Raw genomic sequence first — 23,354 nt, forward strand, 5'->3', positions numbered from 1 at the left:
CTCGACCGCGGCGGGGCGGCGCCTCAGTTGCCGGCAGCAGCCGAAGCATTGATCTCCCAGCCGTCTACCCAGACCTGCCGCATCCGGTCGCCCTCGCCCTTGAACCACAGGCCCGCCGGCCGGCAGTCCTCGACGCGGTCGCTGCGGAAATTGCGGATGGCCTGGCGCAGTTCGCACCAGGCGACGATGTTGGCGGTCTCGGCATAGTAGATCAGCGCGACCGGGCGGACGATACGGCCGGTCGCCCGCCCCGCCTCGTCGCGATAGGAGAGGTCGAGCTTCTCCTCGTCGCGGATGGCGCGGCGGACCAGAGCGAGATCGACGGCGGGAGCGGAAGGTGCCGCAAAACCCCAGGCATGAAGGGCGTTGGCGTCCAGCGTCTGCCGCAAGGGCGGCGGCACCGCGCCGGCGATCTTGGCGCCAACGCGTTTCGCGGCCTGCTTGAGCTCGTCGTCGCCGGGTTGAGGGCGGTGTGATCGCCGCCCTCGCCTTTTCGCTCAAGCAGCGCCCTGACGGCTGGCGAGCATGTCGCGCTTCGCCGACCGGCGCCATTCGACCGCGCCGGCGAGGCCGTGCAGAACCGTCTCCGTGGTCGCCCAGTCGATGCAGCCATCGGTGATGCTCTGGCCATAGACGAGCGGCTTGCCGGGCACGACGTCCTGACGGCCGGCGACGAGATTGCTCTCGATCATGACGCCGATGATGCGCTCGTCGCCCGCGGCCACCTGCCCCGCCACGTCATGCGCGACCTTCGGCTGGTTCTCAGGCTTCTTGGCGCTGTTGGCGTGGCTGACGTCGATCATCAGCCGCGGCGCGACGCCGATGCGGCCGAGTTCGGCGGCGGCCGCGTCGACGCTTGCGGCATCATAGTTCGGCGCGATGCCGCCGCGCAGGATGACATGGCAATCCTCATTGCCGGTGGTCGCCGCGATGGCGCTGCGTCCACCCTTGGTCACCGCCATGAAATGATGCGGCTGGGCGGCTGACTTCACCGCCTCGGCGGCAATGCGCAAATTGCCGTCGGTGCCGTTCTTGAAGCCGACCGGGCAGGACAAGCCCGAGGCCAGCTCGCGGTGGATCTGGCTTTCGGTGGTGCGCGCGCCGATGGCGCCCCAGGCTACGAGATCGGCGATGTATTGCGGGATGGTCATGTCGAGGAACTCGGTCGCCGCCGGCAGGCCGAGATTGTTGACGGCCGACAGCACGTTGCGCGCCATGCGCAACCCCTTTTCGATGTTGAAGCTGCCGTCGAGGTCGGGATCGTTGATGAGGCCCTTCCAGCCGACCGTGGTGCGCGGCTTCTCGAAATAGACGCGCATGACGATCTCGAGCCGGTCGGCCAGGGCTTCGCGCAGCGCCGCCAGACGGCTGGCATAGTCAACGGCCGCGACCGGATCGTGGATGGAACAAGGGCCGACGATGACAAGCAGTCGATCGTCGGCCCCCGAGAGGATGGAATGGATGGCGCTGCGCGCGGTGGCGACGGTGCGCGTCGCGGTGAGTGAGCGGGGTATTTCGCGCATCACCTCGTCCGGCGTGCTCAAGGCTCTGATTTCGGTGACCCGAAGGTCGTCTGTGGTGGTCAACACGGCTTTCTGCTCCTGGTTAGGAGACCTGCCGGCTGAAACAAAAAAGCCGCCAGGTCTGGCGGCTTGTCGGATTTTTTGATCTGGAGTTTTCAGATCGAGCGCAATCCTCCCGCCGCCAGCGAGCTGTAATAAAAGTACCAAAACGAGGCGGTCAGGTGGATCATGCGGCTCATATAGTCGATGCTGGGGTGTTTGTCACGCGGGTGATGAGAGCCAATTCGGAATGGCCGAATCTCGCGATTTCGTCATCCCAGGGCGAAGCAGGAGCGAAGCTCCGTCGCGGAGACCCTGGGATCCATTCCGTGACCTTGGCCGAGGGGGTGCGGGCAGAGCAAAATTCTGGCGCCGCTGCGACGCTTCAAAGTAACGGCATGGATCCTCGGGTCTGCGCGCGTCGCTTCGCTCCTTGCTCCGCCCGTGGATGACGAAGTGACGGTTTCCACCGGGCTCGCCATCGCTACTCCCCTATCACCCCTGCGATATTCTGATCATAGTCGACCAGCGAACCAGTCATGACGCCGGCCTGGGGGCTCAGCATATAGGTGATCAGCCGGGCAAGCTGCGCCGGCTTCACCAACTGGCCCATCGGCTGCGCGGCCTCGGCCTTTTCCAGCCAGTCGTCCGGCGCGTCATGCCACTTCTTCTGCACGATCGCCTCGCCTTCGGTGTCCATCCATCCCGGCAGCACCGCGTTGCAGCGGATGCGGTTCTTGCGATAGGAGCTCGCGACATTCTTGGTCAGCGTCATCAGCGCCCCCTTGCTGGTCGAATAGGGCGTGAGGAAGGACTGGCCGGCATGCGCCGACATCGACAGCACGTTGACGATCGAGCCCGGAGCCTTGCGCTCGAGCAGATGCGCGACGAGGCCCTGCATCAGGAAGAAGGGGCCGCGCACATTGGTGTCGAAGATCTGGTCGAAAAGCTCTTCCGATGTCTCGACCAGCGAGCCGCGCGCGGAAGTCGCGGCGGCGTTGACCAGCGCGTTCAACGTGCCGAAATGGGCAAGCGCCGTTGCCACGGCGCGCTTGCAGTCGGCGACCTTGGCGACATCGGCGCTGATGAAGATGGCGTCGATGCCGTTCTTCTTCAGCGCCGCGACCGCTCTGTCGCCCTTTTCCTGCGAGCGGCCGATCAGGGCCAGCGCGCGGCAGCCCTCGTCGGCCAAGGCTTCCGCAACCGCGAAGCCGATGCCCTGCGCACCGCCGGTGACGATGGCGCGCGTTTGTGAATTGCGACCGGCTGAACCGTTCATCGCTCTGCTCCTGTAATCGAGGTCAACCGTTCAATCGACGCGGACGGTCTTGCCCGTCTTCGCCGACTCCAGCGCCGCGTCCGCCAGCTTCAGTGCCACGAGCCCGTCTGCTCCGCTCGGCGCTGCTTTCTTGCCCGACGTCGCCGCCGCGATGAAAGCTGCGATCTCATTGGCATAGGCGTCGAGATAGCGGGTCATGAAGAAGTCGTGCAGCGGCGGGCGGGTGTAGCCCTTGTCGTTGGCGAGCTCGATCGACACCGGCCGCTGGTTCTCGGCCGCGACCATGCCCTTGGAGCCATGCACCTCGATGCGCTGGTCGTAGCCATAGGTGGCACGGCGCGAGTTGGAGATGACGGCCTGCTTGCCGGAGGCGGTTTCGAGGATGACGCTGACCGAGTCGAAATCGCCTGCTTCGCCGATCTTCCTGTCGACCAGCACCGAGGCGTGGGCGCTCACCGCAACCGGCTCCTCGCCGAGCAGGAAGCGCGCCATGTCGAAATCATGGATGGTCATATCGCGAAAAATGCCACCCGAGCGGGCGATGTAATCGAGCGGCGGGGCGCCGGGATCGCGCGACGTGATGGTGACCATCTCGACCGTGCCGATGGCGCCGTCGTCGATCGCCTTGCGGACGGCGGCGAAATGCGGATCGAAGCGGCGGTTGAAGCCGACCATCAGCGTGGCCTTGGTCTTCTCGACCACCGCCAGGCATTTCTCGACGCGCTCGACGGAGAGGTCGATCGGCTTTTCGCAGAAGATCGCCTTGCCGGCCTTGGCGAAGCGCTCGATCAGATCGGCGTGGGTGTCGGTCGGCGTGCAGATGATGACGGCGTCGATGTCCCTGGCCTTCTCGATCGCCTCGATCGTGCGGACTTCCGCGCCATAGGCGGAAGCGAGCTCCGTCGCCGCTTTCTCGAACGCATCGGCGACGGCGACCAGCTTGGCCTGCGGGTTGGAGGCGACGGCGCGGGCATGCACCTTGCCGATACGGCCGGCGCCGAGGAGAGCGAAGCGGAGTGTCATGGAATGTCCTTCGAGGGTGGGTTTGTAGGCATATCCGCGCCTTCCGGCGCGGATGATTGGTTTGATCCCGTCGTGGCGCCCGTCAGGCGGCCTGCAGCTCCGCCTGTCCGGTCTTGGCGCCGGTGATATAGGCGACGATGTCGTTGCCGTCGGTGTCCTGCTTGCGCAGGTTGGCGACGATCTTGCCGCGGCGGAAGACGACGATGCGGTCGACCAGGTCGAACACCTGGCGCATGTTGTGGCTGACCAGGATCAGCGGCTCGCCATTTTCCTTCAGCGTGCGGATGATGTTTTCGACCTGCGCCGTCTCCTGCACGCCGAGCGCCGCCGTCGGCTCGTCCATGATGATCAGCTTGGAGGCGAAGGTCGCGGTCCTGGCGATCGCCACGCACTGGCGCTGGCCGCCCGACATGTGGCGGATGGTGCTGGAGAGGTTCGGGATCTTCACCGCGGTGCGGATCAGCGCCGCCTCGGTCGCCTTGCGCATCGCCTTGCGGTCGAGGATCGAGAACGGCCCGAGATTGAACAGCACCTTCTCGCGGCCGAGGAACAGGTTCGACGGCACGTCGAGATCGTCGGCCAGCGCAAGGTTCTGGAACACGGTCTCGATGCCCGCCTCCCGCGCTTCGATCGGGCCGGCGAAATTCACCTCCTTGCCGTCGAACCAGATCTTGCCGTCGGTGCGCTGCTCGACGCCGGTGATCTGGCGCACGAAGGTCGATTTGCCGGCGCCGTTGTCGCCCATGATGGCGACATGCTCGCCCTTGTGCAGCTCGAAATTCGCCTCCTGGAGCGCGTGCACGCCGCCATAGTGCTTGGTGAGGTTTTCGGTCTTCAGAACGATGTCGGACATGGTCAAGCTCCTATCGCGCGGCGGCGCTGGCGCCATTGATCGAGAACGACGGCACCGACGATGATCACCCCCTTGACCATCTCCTGATAGTAGGCGTCGAGGCGCAGGAAGGTGAAGCCGGAAATGATGACGCCGAAGATCAGCGAGCCGATCACCGTGCCGAAGATGGAGCCGCGGCCGCCCGACAGCGAAACGCCGCCGATGACCGCCATGGCGATGGCGTCGAGCTCGTACATGACGCCCATGCCGGCCTGGGCGGTGAGGTTCTTGGAGGACAGCACCACCGCGGCGATCGCGGCCAGGATACCGGCGATGGCATAGACCAGCACCTTGTGGTTGGCGATCTTGATGCCGGACATGCGCGCGGCATCCTCATTGGAACCGATGGCATAGCAGTGCTTGCCGTATTTCGTGTAGGTCAGGATGAGCTGGAACAGGATCGCCAGCGAGATGAAGATGACGACGGGCATCAGGCCCTTGCCGATGGCCGCGAAGCTTTCGGTCGGGAACGAGATCGGCTGGCCCTTCGACCACCATTTGGCGATGCCGCGGGCGGTAACCATCATGCCCAGCGTGGCGATGAAAGGCGGGATGCGCGTGTAGGCGATCAGGAGGCCGTTGATCAGGCCTGCGATCAGCCCGCAGCCGATGGCGACCAGAACCGGGACGATCACCGGCAGATCGGTCAAGCCGTAGTCGATGAACATCGCCTTCGGGTTGGGATTGCCGTTGACGGTCGCCACCTGGGCGAAGCTCATCGCAATCATGGCGGTGGCGCCGACCACGGAACCCGAGGACAGGTCGATGCCGCCGCAGATGATGACCTGGGTGACGCCGATGGCGATGATGCCGACGATCGACACCTGCAGGATGATGATCTGCAGACGCTGCTCGTTGAATATGCCGGACACATTCTCGCGGGTGTTGAACAGGAAGCTGTCGCCGAGGAACAGACGGCCGATCAACTCGAAGGCGACGACGAGGATGACCAGCGCCAGGAACACGTTGAACTCGGCCGGCCATGGACGCTTCTTGGCGTCATAGCTCAACCCGCCAATGCCATGCGATGTCTGTGACACGTCTTCTTTCCTCCGTCGGAGCGCACCTGTCCTGCCTCCCGCGCGGGCGGGAGGAGAGACGGAGCGGCGCGTCTGTTCCGGTTAGACGCGCCGCCCGTATCGAGGCGCCTCAGTTCTTCTTCAAGAACTTGTCGATGTTCGCCGGCGTCACGAGCTGGAACGGGATGTAGACCTTGTGGTCCACCTTCTCGCCCTTGGCGAGCTTCAGCGCCGCGTCGAGCGCGCCGGCGCCCTGGCCCGCCGCGTCCTGGAAGACGGTCACGTCGAGATCCCCCGCCTGCATCGCGGCGAGAGCATCCTGCGTGGCGTCGACGCCGCCGACGACCACCGACTTCATGTCGATGTTGGCCGCCTTCATCGCCTGGATGGCGCCGATGGCGCTTTCGTCGTTGTTGGCGATGACGCCATCGAATGCCTTGCCCGACGACAGCCAGTTGGTCATCAGGTTCTGCGCCTGGTCACGATCCCAGTTCGAGGTCTGCTTGTCGATGATCTTGATGAAGCTGCAGTCCGGCGTGGCGATGACTTCCTCGATGTCCTTGGTACGCTGCACCGCGGCCTGGTTCGAGAGCTCGCCCATGATCACGTAGACATTGGCTTCCTTCTTGCCGGCTTCCTTGAACAGGCGGCAGGCTTCCTTGGTCTCGAGCGTACCGGATTCGGCTTCGTTCGACGCGACGAAAGCCTGGTTGTCGGGCAGCGTGTCGACGTTGACCGGCTGGCGGTTGACATAGACCAGCGGGATCTTGGCGGCGGCAGCAGCGTCCGACATCGCCTGGGTGGCCGAGGTGTCGACCGGGTTGACGATGATGGCGTCGACGCCCGAGGCGGCGAAGTTCTTGATCTGGTCGAGCTGCTTGGCGACATCGTTCTGCGCGTCCTCGACCTGCAGCTCGACGCCGCTCATGCCCTTTGCCTGGGCGATCATGCCGTTGCGCAGCACGGTGAGGAAATTGTCGTCGAATTTGGCCATCGAAACGCCGATCTTGGCGGCGAAGGCCGATGAACACATCAGCGCCGAAAGCGCGACGCCCAAAAGCAGTTTCTTCATTTTATCTCTCCTCCACTTGGTGTCCGGCTGCACCCATTTGAACCGGAATCCCCGGTTTGCCCGGGGAATCTCTCCCTGCGGCCATGCGGCGTTGCCCCATTCGACGGAACGCCTCGTCCTCCGTTCGAAACAGACGCTTCGGAACGAAAGAACCAAAAAGCCTAGTTGGTGAAATATTTATTCCATTTCGTTTGGAAACGTCAAGGGTGATTCCGACCGGGGCAGCCGGTTTTTCGATCGCGATCGTCGCGGCGAAGACCACGATCGTCGCCCCATGGGCCGGAATCGCGGCAAACCGCCGTGAAAGAATCCATCAGGCTGATGGATTCCATCACTGCGGACGCTAGATATTTTCCGGCAGGTAGATGTCGAAGGGCAGGAAGGTCTGTCCCGGCGCATTGGCCGCGCCGCTTTCGATGGCATGGGCCATCAGCCCGACGATCTCCCGGCAGAGTGCGGCGAGCGGCGTCGAGATGACCATGGTGAGGATGTTGTCGGCGAGCGCGGCGCGCGAGACGGCGTTGATCTCGTTGCAGATGACGATCGGCATTTCGACCGGGCGCGTCGCCCTCAGCGCCGAGACCGCGCCCTCCATGCCGCCGCCGGCGACGTAGCAACCGGCAAGATCGGGATGGCGCGCCAGAAGATCGAGCATGGCGTCATGCGTGACGTCATTGGCCTCGAGATTGACCAGCGTCTCCATCACGGTGAAGTCCGGCGCGTGCTCGCGGAAATAGGAGCGGAAGCCAATTTCGCGCAACTCATGGCCGTGGAAGCGATGGCTGCCGACGAAGAGCGCGACCTTGCCTGGCTTCCCGGCGGCCTTGGCGATCATCCAGGCGGCGCTGCGCCCGACCTTGCGGTTGTCGAGACCGACATAGCCCTCGCGGATACCGGCGGCAAAATCGGACAGCAGCGAGAAGACCGGCTGCCCCCTCGCCTTCAGCGCCTCCACGACCGCCGTCAGCGTCGGATGATCCGGGCCGACGACGGCGATGGCTCTCGACTTCGCCGCTAGCCCACGCATTTGGGCGGCAATCTCGTCGGGCGCCAGCGAGGCGGCGAACTCGACTGTCGCAACACCGCGAAAGCGTTGCGATTGCGCGACCGCCAGTTCGAGCTCCCTGGCGAAATCGCCGTAGAAGACGTCATTGCCCCTCAGCAGCAGGAAGCCGAGCCGGTATTCCGGCAATTCCTGGCGCATGCGCTGCTTGATCAGCCCCGCCGCATGATAGCCGATCTCGGTGGCGGCATCGTAGACCCGGCGCGCCGTCTCCTCGCGCACAGGCAGGCGGCTGTTCAGCACCCTGTCGACGGTAGCGACGCTGACGCCCGAGATGCGCGCGAGATCGGTAATGGTCGGCCGCTTTGCCATGAATGCTCCATCGCTTATCCGGCTGAGAATATCTCATTGTGATAGGAAATGATAGAAACTATCTTTCTGATGTTGAGCCTATCATAGACTGGCGGTATGTTGAAGTGGAAGCCGGCCATGGACGAGCCCGGATCTGCCGGAGCCGTTCGCCAGGCGCTGTTGGAGGAACCTCAATGACGGCCATCACGTCTTCGGCGGCGCCGCCACGCGACTACAGCCTGACCGGCCGCGATGCAAAACGCGCTGTCGAGAGCGGGCTGGCGGCGGCCGCGTGGTACCACACCGAGATCCCGCGTAAGCAGATGAAGGAGCTGATGCAGCGCTCCGACCAGCCGGCGATCCGCGACACGCTCATCTGGCTCGGCGCCATGCTTCTCAGCGGCGCGGGCGGCATCTGGTTCTGGGGCAGCTGGTGGTGCGTGCCGTTCCTGTTCGTCTACGGCACGCTCTACGGTTCCTCGACCGATTCCCGCTGGCATGAATGCGGCCACGGCACGGCCTTCCGCACGCAGTGGATGAACGACGCCGTCTACCAGCTCGCCTGCTTCATGATCATGCGCAACCCGGTGACCTGGCGCTGGAGCCACACGCGCCACCACACCGACACCATCATCGTCGGCCGCGATCCGGAAATCGCCGTCATGCGGCCGCCGGACCTGCTGCGCGTGGTGCTCAACTTCTTCGGCATTCTCGACGCCTGGCACGCGGTGGCCGACATGGTGCGCAACGCCGCCGGCGTCATCAGCGCCGCTGAAAAAACCTTCATTCCAGAGCAGGAACAGCCAAAGGCGATCCGGATAGCCCGCCTATGGCTCGCCATCTACGTCGCGACCATCGCCTTGGCCCTCTACCTGCATTCCTGGCTGCCGCTGATGCTGATCGGCCTGCCCCGGCTCTATGGCGCCTGGCATCACGTCATGACCGGCCTGCTGCAGCATGGCGGCCTCGCCGACAATGTCATCGACCACCGCCTGAACAGCCGCACGGTGCTGATGAACCCGATCAGCCGCTTCATCTACTGGAACATGAACTATCACGTCGAGCACCACATGTTCCCGATGGTGCCCTATCACGCGCTGCCGAAGCTGCATGAGATAATCAAGTACGACCTGCCAGCGCCGACGCCTTCGATCCTGGCCGGTTATCGCGAGATGGTCCCGGCCTTCCTGCGCCAGTTGCGCAACGAGGATTATTTCCTCAAGCGCGCGCTGCCGCCGACGGCGAAGCCCTATCGCGAGGACCTGCATAACGATATTCCGATGGCTGCCGCCGCGGAGTGAGGCCCAAGGAAATTCAAGGATATTCGCTGGAGGACGAGATGAGCGACTGGGTCGAGGCCTGCGCGGCCGGAGACATCGATGAAGAGGACGTGATGCGGTTCGACCATGCCGGCCGCACCTTTGCCGTCTACCGCAGCCCGGACGACGAATATTTCGCGACCGACGGCCTGTGCACGCATGAAAAGGTGCATCTGGCCGACGGGCTGGTGATGGACGACATCATCGAATGCCCCAAGCACAACGGCCGCTTCAACTACAAGACCGGCGATGCAAGAGGCGCGCCGGTCTGCGTCAACCTCAAGACTTATCCGGTCAAGGTCGACGCCGGCAAAGTCCTTATCCGGATCGGATGACGATGATGGCCGGAGGAATGGTGATTATCGGCGCCGGCGAATGCGGCGGTCGCGCAGCGCTTGCGCTCCGCGATCTCGGTTTCGAAGGGCCGGTCACGCTGGTCGGCGACGAGCCGCACCTGCCCTATGAGCGGCCGCCACTGTCGAAGGAAGCGATGACGGGCGAGGCGCCGGCCATCAAGGCGATCGCCACCGACGCGCTTTTCGCCGAGCGCTCGATCCGCCACATCCATTCCGTCCGGGCCGTCGCGATCGACCGCGGCGCGCATGTCGTGCGGCTGTCGGACGGCTCTTCCCTGCCATATGAAAAGCTTTTGCTGGCGACCGGATCGGTGCCGCGCAAGCTGCCGATGCCGGGGCTTGGCGGCCGCTGCGTCTATCTCAGGACCTTCAACGACGCTGTAGCCATTCGCGCCCATCTCAGCGCCGGCAACCGCGTCGCCATCATCGGCGGCGGCTTCATCGGCCTCGAGCTTGCCGCAGCGGCGCGCAAGCTTGGCGCCATCGTCACGGTCATCGAGGCGCAACCGCGCATCCTGATGCGCGGCGTACCGGCCGACATCGCTGAAATCATCCACAAGGCGCATGAAGCCGAGGGCGTTGCGATCCGCACCGGCCAGGGAATCGCCGCGATCGCCGATGACGGCGCGGAGGTCGGCATCACGCTGGCCGACGGACAGAAGGTCATCGCCGATCTCGCGGTGATCGGCATCGGCGCCGTGCCGGTGACGGCGCTTGCCGCAGAAGCCGGGCTAACAATCGACAACGGCATCGCCGTCGACGAGCATTTGCGCACCGCCGACCCGGATATCTTTGCCGCCGGCGATTGCTGCTCGTTCCCGCTTGCCGTCTATGGCGGCCGGCGCGTACGCCTCGAAGCCTGGCGCAACGCCCAGGAACAGGGCGCTTTAGCCGCGAAGAACATGCTGGGCGCCAAAGAGGCGCATGCCGCGGTGCCGTGGTTCTGGTCGGATCAGTACGGGCTCACCCTGCAAATCGCCGGACTGTCGGACGAGGGCCGTTCGAGCGTGCGCCGCGATCTCGATGACGGAGCCTTCATCCTGTTTCATCTGGCGCAGGACGGCCGGCTGGTCGCCGCCAGCGGCATCGGCCCCGGCAATGCGGTTGCACGCGACATCCGCCTGGCGGAGATGCTGATCGCCAAGAGAGCGAGCCCGGCGCCGGAAGCGCTCGGATCGCAAGCGGTCAAGCTGAAGTCGCTGCTGGCGGCGTGAGGTTTTCTAGAAAAGCGCCTTCAGCTCGTCCAGCTTGTCGTTGACCAGCCAGCCGTAATAATTCTCCTCAGGCAGCTTTTCCGGTTCGCCGGCAGCGCGGCGCTTGTCGTTCTCGGCCTTCAGCGCATAGGCGCGCTGCTCGGGGTTGCCGACATTGTAGAGCGTGGCGGTCAGGCCCGGATTTTTCGAGATGTCGAAGCCGGCAATGCCGCGATAGGCGTCGATCGACTTCTTGATGGTCGCGGCGACATAGGGCAGCGTCAGGTCCGGGTCCATGATGGTCTTGTAGACCGCGTTGGGATCGCCGACGTCGAGCCTGGGCAGGCCGGAGACCTTGTGCACCAGGTCGCTCATCTGCAGCGCCGTCAGCGGGTTCAACTGGCCGAGCCCGAACGTCTGGCCGGCATAATAAGGCTGGAAGAAGGTGGCGCCGAAGCGGTCATTGGGGAAATCCTCGTCGCCGACGGTCTTGCCGCGGAAGGCGCGGTTCCAGACCTGCTCGCGGCATTCCCAAAGGTCGTAGCTATCGTCCATGCCGGCGCATTTCTTGAATTCGGGCCGCTGGATGAAATCCGAGACGTCCTCGCCGTGATAGGCGAAGGAGAGCTTGCTCGACAGATAGGAGATCGCCTTGACGTAATAGGTCTGCAGGCGGTCATAGGCGTCGACATTGTAGGTGTGCTCGCCGACGATGGCGCCGACGATATGCATGGGGTCGATGCCGTAGGCCGCCGCCGCCTTCCTGATCTTGCCGCGCAGCTCGGCGTCGTTCTGCAACAGCGCGTAGACCTTGCGGTACTTGGCCTGGAACGTCGTGCTGGTGGCCTGGGTGCGCCGGCTGGAGGCGCCCGGAATATCCGGCTGCACGCTGTTGCGGTTGCCCGGCGGCACCATTGTCGCGGCATCGGCGATCGTCACCGCCGCCGCCAGCACAAGTCCAACACAGAGAAACAGGTATTTCTTCATCCGCCGCCGCCTTGGGGCGGCTCGGCTATCGCCGATCCACCCCAACCATTTTGATTGAACGCAATTTCAGGCGGAAAACCGCTGGACACTTTTCCTGAAATTGCTTTCGGAAACGGCGGCAACCTAGGTAAAGCGCCCGGCAGAGTCGAGAGAAGGCTTCAATCTGCCACCAAGAATGGTGGCCAGATGCTTCCATTTGGCCACACTTGGGGTTGCAAGAGCGTTTCGGGTTTGCTGCAGGCAAGCCCGAAATCACGAGCTAAAGGATGAATCGCGACAGGTCGGTGTTGCGCGACAGGTCGCCGACATGCTTCTCGACATAGGCAGCGTCGATGGTGACGGCCGTGCCGTTGCGGTCCGGGGCGTCGTAGGAGATTTCGTCCAGCACGCGCTCCATTACCGTCTGCAGGCGCCGGGCGCCGATGTTCTCGACGCTGGCGTTGAGGTCGACGGCGATGCCGGCGAGCGAATCGATGGCGTCGTCGGTGAATGTCAGCTCGACGCCCTCGGTCTTCATCAGCGCGATATACTGCTTGATGAGGCTTGCCTCCGTCTCGGTGAGGATGCGGATGAAATCCGCCTTCTCCAGCGCGCGCAGCTCGACACGGATCGGCAGGCGGCCCTGCAGCTCGGGCAGCAGGTCCGACGGCTTGGAGACGTGGAAGGCGCCCGAAGCGATGAACAATATATGGTCGGTCTTGATCGGCCCATATTTGGTCGCGACCGTGGTGCCTTCGACCAGCGGCAGCAGGTCGCGCTGCACGCCTTCGCGCGACGGGCCGCCCGAAATGTCGCTCCTGGCCGCGATCTTGTCGATCTCGTCGAGGAAGACGATGCCGTCGTTCTCGGCCGATTCCAGCGCCCTGCGCACCACCTCGTCCTGATCGAGCAGCTTGTCGGACTCGTCATTGACCAGCAGCGCGTAGGAATCGCGCACCGTGGTCTTGCGGGTTTTGGTCTTGCGGCCGCCCATAGCCTTCGACAGCATGTCGTTGATGTTGAGCACGCCGACATTGGCGCCGGGCATGCCGGGAATCTCGAAGCCGGGCATGCCGCCGGTGCCGGTGTCGGCCACCTCGATCTCGATCTCCTTGTCGTCAAGCTCGCCGTCGCGCAGCTTCTTGCGGAACGAATCGCGGGTCGCCGGGCTCGCCGTCTTGCCGACGAGAGCTTCCAGCACGCGCTCCTCGGCATTGACCTGGGCGCGCGCATTGACATCTCCGCGCATCTTTTCGCGTGCCAGACCGATGGCAACCTCGACGAGGTCGCGCACGATCTGTTCGACATCGCGGCCGACATAGCCGACCTCGGTGAACTTGGTCGCCTCGACCTTGACGAAGGGCGCGCCGGCGAGCCGCGCCAGGCGGCGCGATATCTCGGTCTTGCCGACGCCGGTCGGGCCGATCATCAGGATGTTCTTCGGCATTACCTCTTCGCGCATCTGGCCTTCCAGCTGCTGGCGGCGCCAGCGGTTGCGCAAGGCGATCGCCACGGCGCGCTTGGCGTCCTTCTGGCCGATGATGAAGCGGTCGAGTTCCGAAACGATTTCACGGGGAGAAAAGGTGCTCATAAGACTCAAATTCCACTTTGCCACTGCTTGATGGACTCGAACGGATGCAGCAGCATGATCACGTTGAGCGTCAGATTGTCCCGGATGATGTAGCCCGTGCCGAGCTCGAAGATAAGCGCCAGGGCCACGATCACCCATATAGGTAGCTTTCGCGCCATCACAAATCCCAGCACCATGAACAGCGTGTCGGACACCGAGTTGATGATGGAGTCGCCGTAATAGTTGAGCGAGATGGTGCCGGCGCGGTAGCGGTCGATGATGAAGGGGCTGTTTTCCAGAAGCTCCCAACCACCTTCGATGAGGACCGCGAAAGCGAGCCGCAGCCCAATTGGCGATCGCGGGAAGAGGAACCTCGCCAGCGCATAGAACAGGAAGCCGTGGATGATATGCGAGAAGGTGTACCAGTCGGCGATGTGCTGGGAATTCTCCGAGCTGTCGACCACGCCGTGCCAGAGCTTGACGTAGCCGCAGGTGCAGATCGGCGGATGGCCCATGCCGTACAAGGCGCCTGCCTGGAAGATGACCAGAGCAAGCACGACCAGCAGGCCTATGCGCCAACTGTCCTCATAGGCGGAAAGCGTCCTGTACTCTTCGGGCGCGGTCATTCGGTCAGTCCCCCAGATTTTCATCGTCGTCTTCGGCCGCATCGACAGCCATCAGCACGACGTCCCCATATTGCGAATGCCTGCGGCCGATCGGCCTGAAGCCCGCCTTCTCATAGGCGCGGATGGCGCGGCCATTGTCGGGATGCGGATCGATGACGACGCGCGGCGCACCTTCCTCGAAAAGCTCCTCGACGAACTGGCGCAGGATGGCCGGGCCATGGCCGACGCCGACCAGTTCCGGCGGACCGATCGACAGATCGATGCCAAGCGTGCCGAAGGGCTGGTCGGCATAGGGATGGTCGTCCTCCATATGCGGGTCATAGCTCTGCAGATAGGCGATCGGCCTGCCGTCGAGCTCGACGATCAGCGGCTCCACCGAAACCGAATCCATATGCTCGCGGATCTCGGCGATCTCCTTGGCCGGATCGTCCCACCAGGCGGCAACATGCGGCTCGCGCAGCCAACTGGCGATCATTGGCAGGTCTTTTTCCGTGACCGGCCGAAAATCATATGTATCTGCTGGTTCGACCATGATCTGTCCGAAAAACCGGCGGCCACTTTTCGGGATCATGGTCGTCAGGCGGCATCGAGCGTTTCGACAACAAAATTGTTGTTGGTGTAGACGCAGATCTCGGCCGCGATCTGCATCGCCTTGCGGGCGATCTCCTCGGCATCCTTGTCGGTGTCGATCAGCGCGCGGGCAGCCGCCAGCGCGTAGTTGCCGCCGGAACCGATGGCCATGACGCCATGCTCGGGCTCCAGCACGTCGCCATTGCCGGTCAGCGCCAGCGAGACCGACTTGTCGGCGACCAGCATCATGGCTTCCAGGCGGCGCAGATAGCGGTCGGTGCGCCAGTCCTTGGCGAGCTCGACGCAGGCGCGCGTCAGCTGGTCGGGATATTGCTCGAGCTTGGCCTCGAGGCGCTCGAGCAGGGTGAAGGCATCGGCGGTGGCGCCGGCAAAGCCGGCAATGACGCTGCCGCCCTTGCCGATGCGGCGCACCTTGCGGGCGTTGCCCTTCATGATGGTCTGGCCAAGGCTGACCTGGCCGTCGCCGGCAATCACGACCTTGTCGCCCTTGCGCACACTGACGATGGTCGTGGCGTGCATGGTGAGTTCATTCGACATTTTAGCTCCGATTCGCGCTATCCCTCTGGAAAGGCGATTGGCGCGGTACGAGTGAGTTTTGATCGGCCATATGTATGCATAGGGCCAACGATTGCAAACCGCCCCTCAGCCGAGGCCGATAGCGGCCGGAATGGCAACTGGCAATCGCCGGATCATGCTGATAGAAGGCTTTCGTTTTCAAGCCCTGGCGCCTCCGAACAGGGCAACAAGGACAGAGCGATGACGCGTTCGGCCGAAGTCAGCCGCAAGACCAAGGAAACCGAGATTTCGGTCTCCGTCCATGTCGACGGCAAGGGAAAATCCGACATTTCGACCGGTGTCGGCTTCTTCGACCATATGCTCGACCAGCTGTCGCGGCATTCGCTGATGGACATGACGGTGAAGGCCAAGGGCGACCTGCATATCGACGACCACCACACCGTCGAGGACACCGGCATCGCGATCGGCCAGGCGCTGAGCAAGGCGCTGGGCGAGCGGCGCGGCATCATGCGCTACGCTTCGATCGACCTCGCCATGGACGAGACGCTGACCAGGGCGGCGATCGACGTCTCCGGCCGGCCATTCCTGGTCTGGAACGTCGGCTTCTCGTCGCCGAAGATCGGCACGTTCGACACCGAACTGGTGCGGGAGTTCTTCCAGGCGCTGGCGCAGAATGCCGGCATCACGCTGCATGTGACCAACCATTACGGCGCCAACAACCATCACATCGCCGAAACCTGCTTCAAGGCGGTGGCGCGGGCGCTGCGCGCGGCGCTGGAGCGCGATCCGCGCCAGCCCGACGCGGTGCCATCCACCAAGGGATCCCTGAAAGGATAGCCCTATGGCGATCTATGTCGTGATGCAGCCGCCGGCTGGTGGCAACAAAGCCGAGGACGCGATCTTCGTGCGCGACAGCTTCACCTGGCTGGGCTTCCTCGCCGCGCCGCTCTGGCTCGCCTGGCACCGGCTGTGGATCGAGGCGGCCCTGACCTTCATCGTCATGGCGCTCCTGTCGGTGCTCGGCGAGAGACTCGGGCTCGAAGGGGCCGGATCGATGCTGTCGCTGCTGGTCTCGCTCTATGTCGGGTTCGAAGGCCGGGGCCTGCGCATCGCGGCACTTCGCAGGCGCGGCTGGCGGGAATGGGGCGTGGTCGAGGCCGGCGATCTCGGCGACGCCGAGACGCGCCATGCGCTGGAAACCGCCGACGATGTCGAGGAGGCGGCGCCAATGCCGCGCATCGTGCCGGACGCGTCGCTGGCCCGTCCGCCACAGACAGGCATGGCGCTGGGATTGACCCATACGCCCGGAAGGCCCTGACATGCGGGTAGCCATCATCGACTACGGCTCGGGCAATCTGCGCTCGGCCACCAAGGCCTTCGAGCGCGCCGCGCACGAGGCTGGCCTTGCGGCGACGATCGAGCTGACGGCCGACGCCGAGCGCGTGCATTCCGCCGACCGCATCGTGCTGCCGGGTGTCGGCGCCTATGCCGACTGCGCCGCCGGCCTGCACGCGGTGGCAGGCATGTGGGAGGCGGTGGAGGAGGCGGCAATCGCCAAGGGGCGGCCTTTCCTCGGCATCTGCGTCGGCATGCAGCTGATGTCGGAACGCGGCCTCGAAAAGACCATCACCAAGGGCCTCGGCTGGATCGCCGGCGACGTCAAGGAGATCACGCCGTCCGATCCGGCGCTGAAAATCCCGCAGATCGGCTGGAACACGATCGAGCTTGCCCGCCCGCACCCACTGTTCTCCGGCATCGAGACCGGCGCGAAGGGATTGCACGCCTATTTCGTCCATTCCTACTATCTCGATGCGCGGAAGGCGGACGAGGTACTGGCGACGGCGGACTATGGCGGCGCGGTGACGGCAGCGGTTTCGCGCGACAATATCGCCGGCACGCAGTTCCATCCCGAGAAGAGCCAGGCGCTCGGCCTGGCCTTGATCACCAATTTCCTGAAGTGGAGGCCCTGAAAATGAGCAAGAAGGGCTATTGGATGGCGATGATCGATGTCCGCGATCCGGATGTCTATAAGCAGTATATCGAAGCCAATGCCGTCGCCTTCGCGAAATACGGCGCGAAGTTCCCGGTCCGGGCCGGCCGCTACGAGAGCCCGGAAGGAGCGACCGGCAACCGTCACGTGCTGGTCGAGTTCGACACCTACGACAAGGCGATCGAATGCTATCACTCGCCTGAATATCAGCATGCCTCGAAGTTCCGGCTCGCCGCCTCGACCGGCCATTTCGTCATCGTCGAGGGCGCCTGACCGATGATCCTGTTTCCGGCGATAGACCTCAAGGACGGCAAGTGCGTGCGCCTGAAGCACGGCGACATGGCCACCGCCACCATCTACAACGACGATCCCGCCGCGCAGGCGAAAGCCTTCGAGGAGCAGGGCTTCGAGTGGCTGCATGTCGTCGACCTCAACGGCGCCTTCAAGGGCCAGAGCGTCAACTCAGCGGCGGTCGGCGCTATCCTGAAAGCGACGAAGAACCCGGTGCAGCTCGGTGGCGGCATCCGCACCTTGCCGCAGATCGAGGACTGGCTGGATCGCGGCCTGACGCGCGTTATCCTCGGCACCGTGGCGGTGCGCGAACCCGAACTGGTCAAGCAAGCCTGCAAGGCTTTTCCCGGAAAAATAGTGGTCGGCATCGACGCCAAGGGCGGCAAGGTCGCCGTCGAGGGCTGGGCCGAGGCCTCCGAGCTCGGCGTCATCGAGCTGGCGAACAAGTTCGAGGGCGCCGGCGTCGCCGCCATCATCTACACCGACATCGATCGGGACGGTGTGCTGACCGGCATCAACTGGGATTCGACCATCAGCCTCGCCGAGGCGGTGTCCATTCCGGTGATCGCATCCGGCGGCCTCGCCTCGATCGCCGACATCGTGCGCATGACCATGCCGGACGCGCACAAACTCGAAGGCGCGATCTCCGGCCGCGCCCTATATGACGGACGTATCGACCCGGCCGAAGCGCTGGCGATCCTGCGCGGCGAGCGGGCGGAGGCAAGAGCGTGAACATTTCCATCATCCTGGCATCCTATGACAGCGGCCATTTCCACGGCGGCTGCGGCCAGGGCCCGGACGCGCTGATCTCGGGCGGGCTGGCCGAGGCGCTGAAGCTCGCCGGCCACGACGTCGAGGTGCATGACATCGGCAAGGTGGTCGAGGACGAAGAAGAGCGCGAGATCAGCACCGGATTCGCCGTCTGCAATGCCGTTTCGGGCCAGGTCCGCATCGCGATGGACAAGAAGCGGTTTCCGATCGTGCTGGCGGGCAACTGCCTGACCGCCGCGGGCGCCGTGGCCGGTGCCGGCGCTGACGCCATTATCTGGGCCGACCAGCATGGCGACCTCAACACGCCTGAGACCTCCACCACCGGCTTCCTCGACGGCATGGCGCTGGCTGTCGCACTCGGCCTGTGCTGGCGGACGATGGCCAACCAGATTCCCGGCTTCAAGCCGGTCGATCCGTCGCGTTGTGTTTTGGTCAATGCGCGCGACCTCGACGAGGCCGAGAAGGAGCTGCTGAAAGCGCTGCCCGTCATCCGGACCGAGTGCCCGGACTGGAAGGCTGCTGCGCAAAGGCTGAAGGCCGACGGCGCAAACCAGGTGCACATGCATGTCGACCTCGACGTGCACGACCCCGAGAAGCTGCAGGCCAACCGCTACACCACGCCCGGCGGTCCGGCGCCCGAACAGGTGCGCACCGCGATGTGCGGTCTCGCCGGTCCGCTCGCCATCGCCGGGTTGACCATTTCCGCCTACGATCCGGCCTTCGACCCCAAGGGCGACGTGCCGCCGCTGGTCGGCGAGCTGGTGGTCGACCTGCTCTCGACCCTGGAAGGCAAGTGATGCTCAAGGCCCGCGTCATCCCCTGCCTCGACGTCAAGGGCGGCCGGGTGGTCAAGGGCGTCAATTTCGTCGACCTGATCGATGCCGGCGACCCGGTCGAAGCCGCCAAGGCTTATGATGCCGCAGGCGCCGACGAGCTCTGCTTCCTCGACATCACCGCATCGTCCGACAATCGCGAGACGATCTTCGACGTGGTCGCCAGGACGGCCGAGCAGTGCTTCATGCCGCTCACCGTCGGCGGCGGCGTGCGCCAGGTGGCCGACATCCGCAAGCTGCTTCTGGCCGGCGCCGACAAGGTGTCGATCAACACCGCGGCGGTGAAGAACCCGGATTTCGTCGCGGAAGCCGCCGACAAGTTCGGCAACCAGTGCATCGTCGTTGCGATCGACGCCAAGAAGGTGTCGGCGGCCGACGAAGCCGATCGCTGGGAGATTTTCACCCATGGCGGACGCGAGAAGACCGGCATCGACGCGGTCGAATTCGCCAAGACGATGGTCGATCGCGGCGCCGGCGAGATTCTTTTGACCTCGATGGACCGCGACGGCACCAAGGCCGGCTACGACATTGCGCTCACCCGCGCGATTGCCGACGCGGTGCGCGCGCCGGTGATCGCTTCCGGGGGCGTCGGAACGCTCGATCACCTGGTCGAAGGCATCCGCGACGGCCATGCGGGCGCGGTGCTTGCCGCCTCGATCTTCCACTTCGGCACCTTCACGATCGCCGAGGCCAAGGCGCACATGGCCAGAGCCGGCCTGCCGATGCGGCTGGACTCGTCGGCACATCGGACTTAAACCACTGCTATGGCTCAATTTTCGCTCGCCGAGCTGGAAACGATCATCCATCAGCGCGCCCATTCCGGCGACGCTGACTCATGGACGGCGAAGCTGTTCGCCAAAGGCATGGACAAGGCGGCGCAGAAGCTCGGCGAGGAAGCGGTCGAGACCGTGATCGCCGCCATCCGCGGCGACAGGCAGGCCCTCGTTTCGGAAAGTGCCGATCTTATATATCATTGGCTGGTCGTCCTTGGCATAGCGGGCGTTCCGCTTGACGACGTGCTGAAGGAGCTCGAGAGCCGAACCGGCCGCTCGGGCATCGCCGAAAAGGCGTCTCGTCCCCGCGGTTGATGGCCCGGGGCTGACGGCGAGGAGGGTAGGAAACCCGATGGACCAGCTTGCTCCGACCGAGAAGTATTCCCCCTATCGATTCTTCTCCGCCGAGCAATGGTCGCAGTTCCGCGCAGACACGCCGCTGACGCTGACCGGGGAAGAGATCGACCGGCTGCGCTCGCTCAACGACCCGGTCGACCTCGAAGAGGTCAAGCGCATCTATCTCTCGTTGTCGCGGCTGCTTTCGGCGCATGTCGAGGCAAGCCAGCTTTTGTTCAGGCAGCGCCAGGCCTTCTTCAAGGCGCAGGATGTCGTCAAGACCCCCTTCATCATCGGCATCGCCGGCTCGGTCGCGGTCGGCAAGTCGACCACGGCGCGCGTGCTGAAGCAGCTTCTGGCGCGCTGGCCGTCGAGCCCGAAGGTGGACCTCATCACCACCGACGGATTCCTGTTGCCCAACGAGATCCTGCGCCGCGAGAACCTCATGGAGCGCAAAGGGTTCCCCGAGAGCTACGACGTCGGCGCGCTGCTTAGGTTCCTGTCCGGCATCAAGTCGGCGCAAAACAGCGTCATCGCGCCGGTCTATTCGCACCTGACCTATGACGTGATCCCCGGCGAGTTCGTCACCATCGACCGTCCGGACATATTGATCTTCGAAGGCATCAACGTCCTGCAGCCGGGCAAGCTGCCGAAGGACGGCAAGATCGTGCCGTTCCTGTCCGACTTCTTCGATTTCGCCATCTATATCGATGCCGACGAGAAGCTGATCCATCAATGGTACATCCAGCGCTTCATGCGGCTGCGCGAAACCGCCTTCCGCAATCCGGACTCCTTCTTCCACCGCTATTCGCAGCTTTCGCAGGATGCCGCGCGGGCCATCGCCGAAGGGCTCTGGGCCAACATCAACCTGAAGAACCTGCGCGAGAACATCCTGCCGACCAGGGCGCGGGCCGATCTCATCCTGCGCAAGGGCGCCAACCACCTGATCGAGGAAGTGGCGTTAAGGAAATTGTGACCCCTTAACGGCGCCTTAGGCAATCCCGACTAGCTTTGCGAGCCAAACTCCAGCGGGTGTCGGGAGGCAACCGGTGATCAATGCGGGCAATGCCGCCGGCCGCAAGGCCCCGGTCTATTCACTGGTCATTCCGATCTTCAACGAGGAGGCGGTGCTGCCGCTGCTCGTGCGGTGGGATGAGCCTAACTCGACAAGCTCGACGCCAGCGCCGGAACAGTGTTTTCCTATTGCGGGCATCGCTGCGTGACGTTCATGCCTGACAGTGCGCTTGGCGTCGAAATCTTCCGCTTCGCCTGTGCAACCGGTGCCGGACTCCTTCTCTCCGTTGGGCTGGCCGCAATTCTCACCGATCTTGCTGGATGCCCGTCGTCGGCGCCGGTGGCGCTTGCTTCCATTCTTGTGCCGGTTCTGAACTTCGCAGTCTTACGCAAGTTTGTCTTCGACGCTCCCATGGGCGCCAACGGCCCCCTCTGCCCCGAAGGAGAGAGCCGATGACCGCCGTCCTCGACAGACCGACAGCAGACGCGCCGATCGGCGAAGCGCGCAACACGTGGGCATGGACCTCGATTCTTTGCCTGCTGGTTCTGGCAGCCGCCGTTCCCTGGCAGATGCGATGGGGCATCATACCCGACACGAGTTGGGTGATCACCGTATGCGAACGGATGCTTGCCGGATCACGGCTCTATGTCGACATTTTCGAAGTCAATCCGCCTTTCACGCTTTGGATGTTCATGCCGGCCGCGGCGCTCGCGCATAAGATCGGCATCTCGCCTGAAATCGCGGTTCATGCCTACAGCTATGCGATCTGCCTGGCAGGACTGGGCCTTGCCGCATGGATCGCCAGGCGGGCGGGTTTTGTCGAGAACCGCACCCTGTTTTCGCTGCTGCCTCTGTTTCTGGCGCTGCTGGTCATCCTCCCCGGCAATGCCTTCAGCGAGCGGGAGCATCTCGGGATCGCGCTGTTTTTGCCGTTGCTCATGCTGACGGCCTGGCGCGCGGCGCCAATCGACGATCGAATACCCAGCCTGCCGGTTGCCCTCCTTGCCGGATTGAGCGGCAGCATCCTGGTGCTGGTGAAGCCCTATTATGCGCTGGTCGTGCTCGTTCCGGCTCTCTACGCGGCCTGGAACCGCCGGTCGATCCGGACGCTTTTCACCGTCGAGTACTGGACGATCGGCCTGGTTTGCGTCGCCTATGTCGTTGCCGTCCAGCATTTCCATCCGGAATTCCTAAGCGTCATCTACCCGGTGCTGGCCGACACCTACATGCGGATACAGAATATGGAGGCGTTGCTGACGACCTATGGGCCGATCTACCTGATCGCGCTGCTGGCGCTGCGCTTTCTTCGCCCAGGATTGCCGTTGTCGCCGCTGATCACCGTATTCACGCTTGCTTCGCTGGCTGCAACCGTGCCGCTGATCTACCAGGCCAAGGGCTGGGCCTATCACGCGTTTCCGGCCTTCAGCCTGATTCTTGCGGCGCTACCGTTGAGGATGGCGCAAGCTGGCCCGGCGCCATACGAGTCGTCGTCGGGCACGGCAATGGACCTGAGGCGCAAGATGCTGTTGGCTGCCATCATTGCCACCGCCGCCATCCCGTTCATGCAAACACAGAAGCTCGGTGCCGAGTTCGTCGCCAAGCTCAAGGCCGCGGCTCCTCAGCCGACCGTCGCGCTAGTCGGCGCCGACATCTCGGGGGGCCATCCGCTCACCCGCATGCTCGGCGGGACATGGATTTCACGTCATTGCAGCGACTGGCTGGGTGAGCAGGCGCTTTATCTTTCGAGCATAGCAACCCGGAATGGCGACAAGGAGCCCGCGTCCCGCTACCGGCAGATCGCCGATCGCTACATCGAGAGCAAGCTCGCCGAACTCGAAGCCCGACAGCCTGCCATGATAATCGTCGAGAAAATCGACAGGGACTGGAATACGGAGCTTGCCCGGTGGCAGGACTACGTCAACTTCATGCGAGGCTACCAGCAGATTGCCGAGAATGACGAACTTCAGGTGCTGCTGCGCGACCCAGGAACTGCCCAGGCAGAGTGAT

At 64.0% G+C, this 23,354-nt stretch carries 26 protein-coding genes and 1 pseudogene; 14 read left to right on the forward strand and 13 right to left on the reverse strand.

Annotated elements, in window-relative coordinates:
• Positions 1-23: 23 nt before the first annotated feature.
• The 8 genes and pseudogenes from FJ957_RS19835 to FJ957_RS19870 form a co-directional block, all read right to left on the reverse strand.
• Positions 24-458, reverse strand: a pseudogene (locus FJ957_RS19835) (WYL domain-containing protein); the annotation flags it as partial.
• 39 nt (positions 459-497) lie between these two features.
• Positions 498-1,589, reverse strand: coding sequence for a 3-deoxy-7-phosphoheptulonate synthase (locus FJ957_RS19840; RefSeq protein WP_140834309.1), 1,092 nt, complete (start codon positions 1,587-1,589; stop codon positions 498-500).
• A 457-nt stretch (positions 1,590-2,046) separates the two neighbouring features.
• Complete coding sequence (locus tag FJ957_RS19845; RefSeq protein ID WP_140834311.1) at positions 2,047-2,841, reverse strand: SDR family oxidoreductase; 795 nt, start codon at positions 2,839-2,841, stop codon at positions 2,047-2,049.
• Positions 2,842-2,871: 30 nt separating this feature from the next.
• Positions 2,872-3,864 carry an inositol 2-dehydrogenase gene (gene iolG / locus FJ957_RS19850; RefSeq protein WP_140834313.1) on the reverse strand — a complete coding sequence of 331 codons (993 nt, stop codon included), beginning with the start codon at positions 3,862-3,864 and terminating at the stop codon, positions 2,872-2,874.
• A gap of 82 nt (positions 3,865-3,946) precedes the next feature.
• Entirely contained in the window at positions 3,947-4,717 is a 771-nt protein-coding gene (locus tag FJ957_RS19855) for an ATP-binding cassette domain-containing protein (RefSeq protein ID WP_140834315.1), read from the reverse strand.
• 2 nt (positions 4,718-4,719) lie between these two features.
• A complete protein-coding gene (locus FJ957_RS19860; RefSeq protein ID WP_140834317.1) occupies positions 4,720-5,796 on the reverse strand; it encodes an ABC transporter permease in 1,077 nt (358 codons plus the stop codon).
• A gap of 109 nt (positions 5,797-5,905) precedes the next feature.
• Entirely contained in the window at positions 5,906-6,847 is a 942-nt protein-coding gene (locus tag FJ957_RS19865; RefSeq protein WP_140834319.1) for a sugar ABC transporter substrate-binding protein, read from the reverse strand.
• A 343-nt stretch (positions 6,848-7,190) separates the two neighbouring features.
• Positions 7,191-8,222, reverse strand: a complete 1,032-nt coding sequence (locus FJ957_RS19870; RefSeq protein ID WP_140834321.1) for a LacI family DNA-binding transcriptional regulator — start codon at positions 8,220-8,222, stop codon at positions 7,191-7,193.
• A 173-nt stretch (positions 8,223-8,395) separates the two neighbouring features.
• On the opposite strand from FJ957_RS19870, the gene FJ957_RS19875 reads away from it, so the two are divergent.
• From FJ957_RS19875 to FJ957_RS19885, 3 genes are read left to right on the forward strand one after another with little or no spacing between them, the layout of a single operon-like run.
• On the forward strand, positions 8,396-9,502 hold the full coding sequence (locus tag FJ957_RS19875; RefSeq protein ID WP_140834323.1) for a fatty acid desaturase family protein: 1,107 nt from the start codon (positions 8,396-8,398) through the stop codon (positions 9,500-9,502).
• A 38-nt stretch (positions 9,503-9,540) separates the two neighbouring features.
• The gene (locus FJ957_RS19880) at positions 9,541-9,855 is read left to right on the forward strand and encodes a MocE family 2Fe-2S type ferredoxin (protein WP_140834325.1); all 315 of its coding nucleotides are present in this window, start codon (positions 9,541-9,543) and stop codon (positions 9,853-9,855) included.
• Positions 9,852-11,090, forward strand: a complete 1,239-nt coding sequence (locus tag FJ957_RS19885; protein WP_181180634.1) for an FAD-dependent oxidoreductase — start codon at positions 9,852-9,854, stop codon at positions 11,088-11,090. The genes FJ957_RS19880 and FJ957_RS19885 overlap by 4 nt, the downstream gene beginning before the upstream one ends.
• Before the next feature lie 6 nt (positions 11,091-11,096).
• Here the strand turns inward: FJ957_RS19885 and FJ957_RS19890 are convergent, their stop codons facing one another.
• From FJ957_RS19890 to hslV, 5 genes are all read right to left on the reverse strand, one after another.
• Positions 11,097-12,056, reverse strand: a complete 960-nt coding sequence (locus FJ957_RS19890; RefSeq protein ID WP_140834327.1) for a DUF1402 family protein — start codon at positions 12,054-12,056, stop codon at positions 11,097-11,099.
• A gap of 259 nt (positions 12,057-12,315) precedes the next feature.
• Positions 12,316-13,626 (reverse strand): ATP-dependent protease ATPase subunit HslU, encoded by a 1,311-nt coding sequence (gene hslU / locus FJ957_RS19895; protein WP_140658744.1) that lies wholly within the window; start codon positions 13,624-13,626, stop codon positions 12,316-12,318.
• Positions 13,627-13,631: 5 nt separating this feature from the next.
• Entirely contained in the window at positions 13,632-14,231 is a 600-nt protein-coding gene (locus FJ957_RS19900) for a DUF2585 domain-containing protein (RefSeq protein ID WP_140834329.1), read from the reverse strand.
• 4 nt (positions 14,232-14,235) lie between these two features.
• On the reverse strand, positions 14,236-14,763 hold the full coding sequence (locus FJ957_RS19905) for a GNAT family N-acetyltransferase (protein ID WP_140834333.1): 528 nt from the start codon (positions 14,761-14,763) through the stop codon (positions 14,236-14,238).
• 44 nt (positions 14,764-14,807) lie between these two features.
• Positions 14,808-15,359, reverse strand: coding sequence for an ATP-dependent protease subunit HslV (gene hslV / locus FJ957_RS19910; RefSeq protein ID WP_140834335.1), 552 nt, complete (start codon positions 15,357-15,359; stop codon positions 14,808-14,810).
• A gap of 219 nt (positions 15,360-15,578) precedes the next feature.
• Here hslV and hisB point away from each other — a divergent pair, with 219 nt between their 5' ends.
• The 11 genes from hisB (at position 15,579) to FJ957_RS19965 (ending at position 23,353) form a co-directional block, all read left to right on the forward strand.
• Positions 15,579-16,175, forward strand: coding sequence for an imidazoleglycerol-phosphate dehydratase HisB (gene hisB / locus FJ957_RS19915; RefSeq protein WP_140834337.1), 597 nt, complete (start codon positions 15,579-15,581; stop codon positions 16,173-16,175).
• A 4-nt stretch (positions 16,176-16,179) separates the two neighbouring features.
• Entirely contained in the window at positions 16,180-16,656 is a 477-nt protein-coding gene (locus tag FJ957_RS19920; RefSeq protein ID WP_140834339.1) for a DUF2628 domain-containing protein, read from the forward strand.
• A 1-nt stretch (position 16,657) separates the two neighbouring features.
• Positions 16,658-17,308, forward strand: coding sequence for an imidazole glycerol phosphate synthase subunit HisH (gene hisH, locus FJ957_RS19925; RefSeq protein WP_140834341.1), 651 nt, complete (start codon positions 16,658-16,660; stop codon positions 17,306-17,308).
• A 2-nt stretch (positions 17,309-17,310) separates the two neighbouring features.
• Positions 17,311-17,601 carry a DUF1330 domain-containing protein gene (locus tag FJ957_RS19930; protein ID WP_140641712.1) on the forward strand — a complete coding sequence of 97 codons (291 nt, stop codon included), beginning with the start codon at positions 17,311-17,313 and terminating at the stop codon, positions 17,599-17,601.
• 3 nt (positions 17,602-17,604) lie between these two features.
• On the forward strand, positions 17,605-18,351 hold the full coding sequence (gene hisA / locus FJ957_RS19935) for a 1-(5-phosphoribosyl)-5-[(5-phosphoribosylamino)methylideneamino]imidazole-4-carboxamide isomerase (RefSeq protein WP_140834343.1): 747 nt from the start codon (positions 17,605-17,607) through the stop codon (positions 18,349-18,351).
• Positions 18,348-19,187 (forward strand): arginase family protein, encoded by an 840-nt coding sequence (locus tag FJ957_RS19940; RefSeq protein WP_140708471.1) that lies wholly within the window; start codon positions 18,348-18,350, stop codon positions 19,185-19,187. The genes hisA and FJ957_RS19940 overlap by 4 nt, the downstream gene beginning before the upstream one ends.
• Positions 19,184-19,978: an imidazole glycerol phosphate synthase subunit HisF gene (hisF, locus tag FJ957_RS19945; protein WP_181180635.1), complete on the forward strand. Its 795-nt coding sequence runs from the start codon at positions 19,184-19,186 to the stop codon at positions 19,976-19,978. The genes FJ957_RS19940 and hisF overlap by 4 nt, the downstream gene beginning before the upstream one ends.
• 9 nt (positions 19,979-19,987) lie before the next feature.
• Positions 19,988-20,311: a phosphoribosyl-ATP diphosphatase gene (locus FJ957_RS19950; protein ID WP_140834348.1), complete on the forward strand. Its 324-nt coding sequence runs from the start codon at positions 19,988-19,990 to the stop codon at positions 20,309-20,311.
• 37 nt (positions 20,312-20,348) lie between these two features.
• Positions 20,349-21,308: a type I pantothenate kinase gene (gene coaA / locus FJ957_RS19955; protein ID WP_140834350.1), complete on the forward strand. Its 960-nt coding sequence runs from the start codon at positions 20,349-20,351 to the stop codon at positions 21,306-21,308.
• Positions 21,309-21,381: 73 nt separating this feature from the next.
• Complete coding sequence (locus FJ957_RS31855; protein ID WP_181180636.1) at positions 21,382-21,555, forward strand: hypothetical protein; 174 nt, start codon at positions 21,382-21,384, stop codon at positions 21,553-21,555.
• A 112-nt stretch (positions 21,556-21,667) separates the two neighbouring features.
• Entirely contained in the window at positions 21,668-23,353 is a 1,686-nt protein-coding gene (locus FJ957_RS19965) for a hypothetical protein (protein ID WP_246685898.1), read from the forward strand.
• The last annotated feature ends 1 nt before the right edge of the window (position 23,354 follow it).

The organism is Mesorhizobium sp. B2-4-6, assembly GCF_006442775.1.
Taxonomy (GTDB): Bacteria; Pseudomonadota; Alphaproteobacteria; order Rhizobiales; family Rhizobiaceae; genus Mesorhizobium.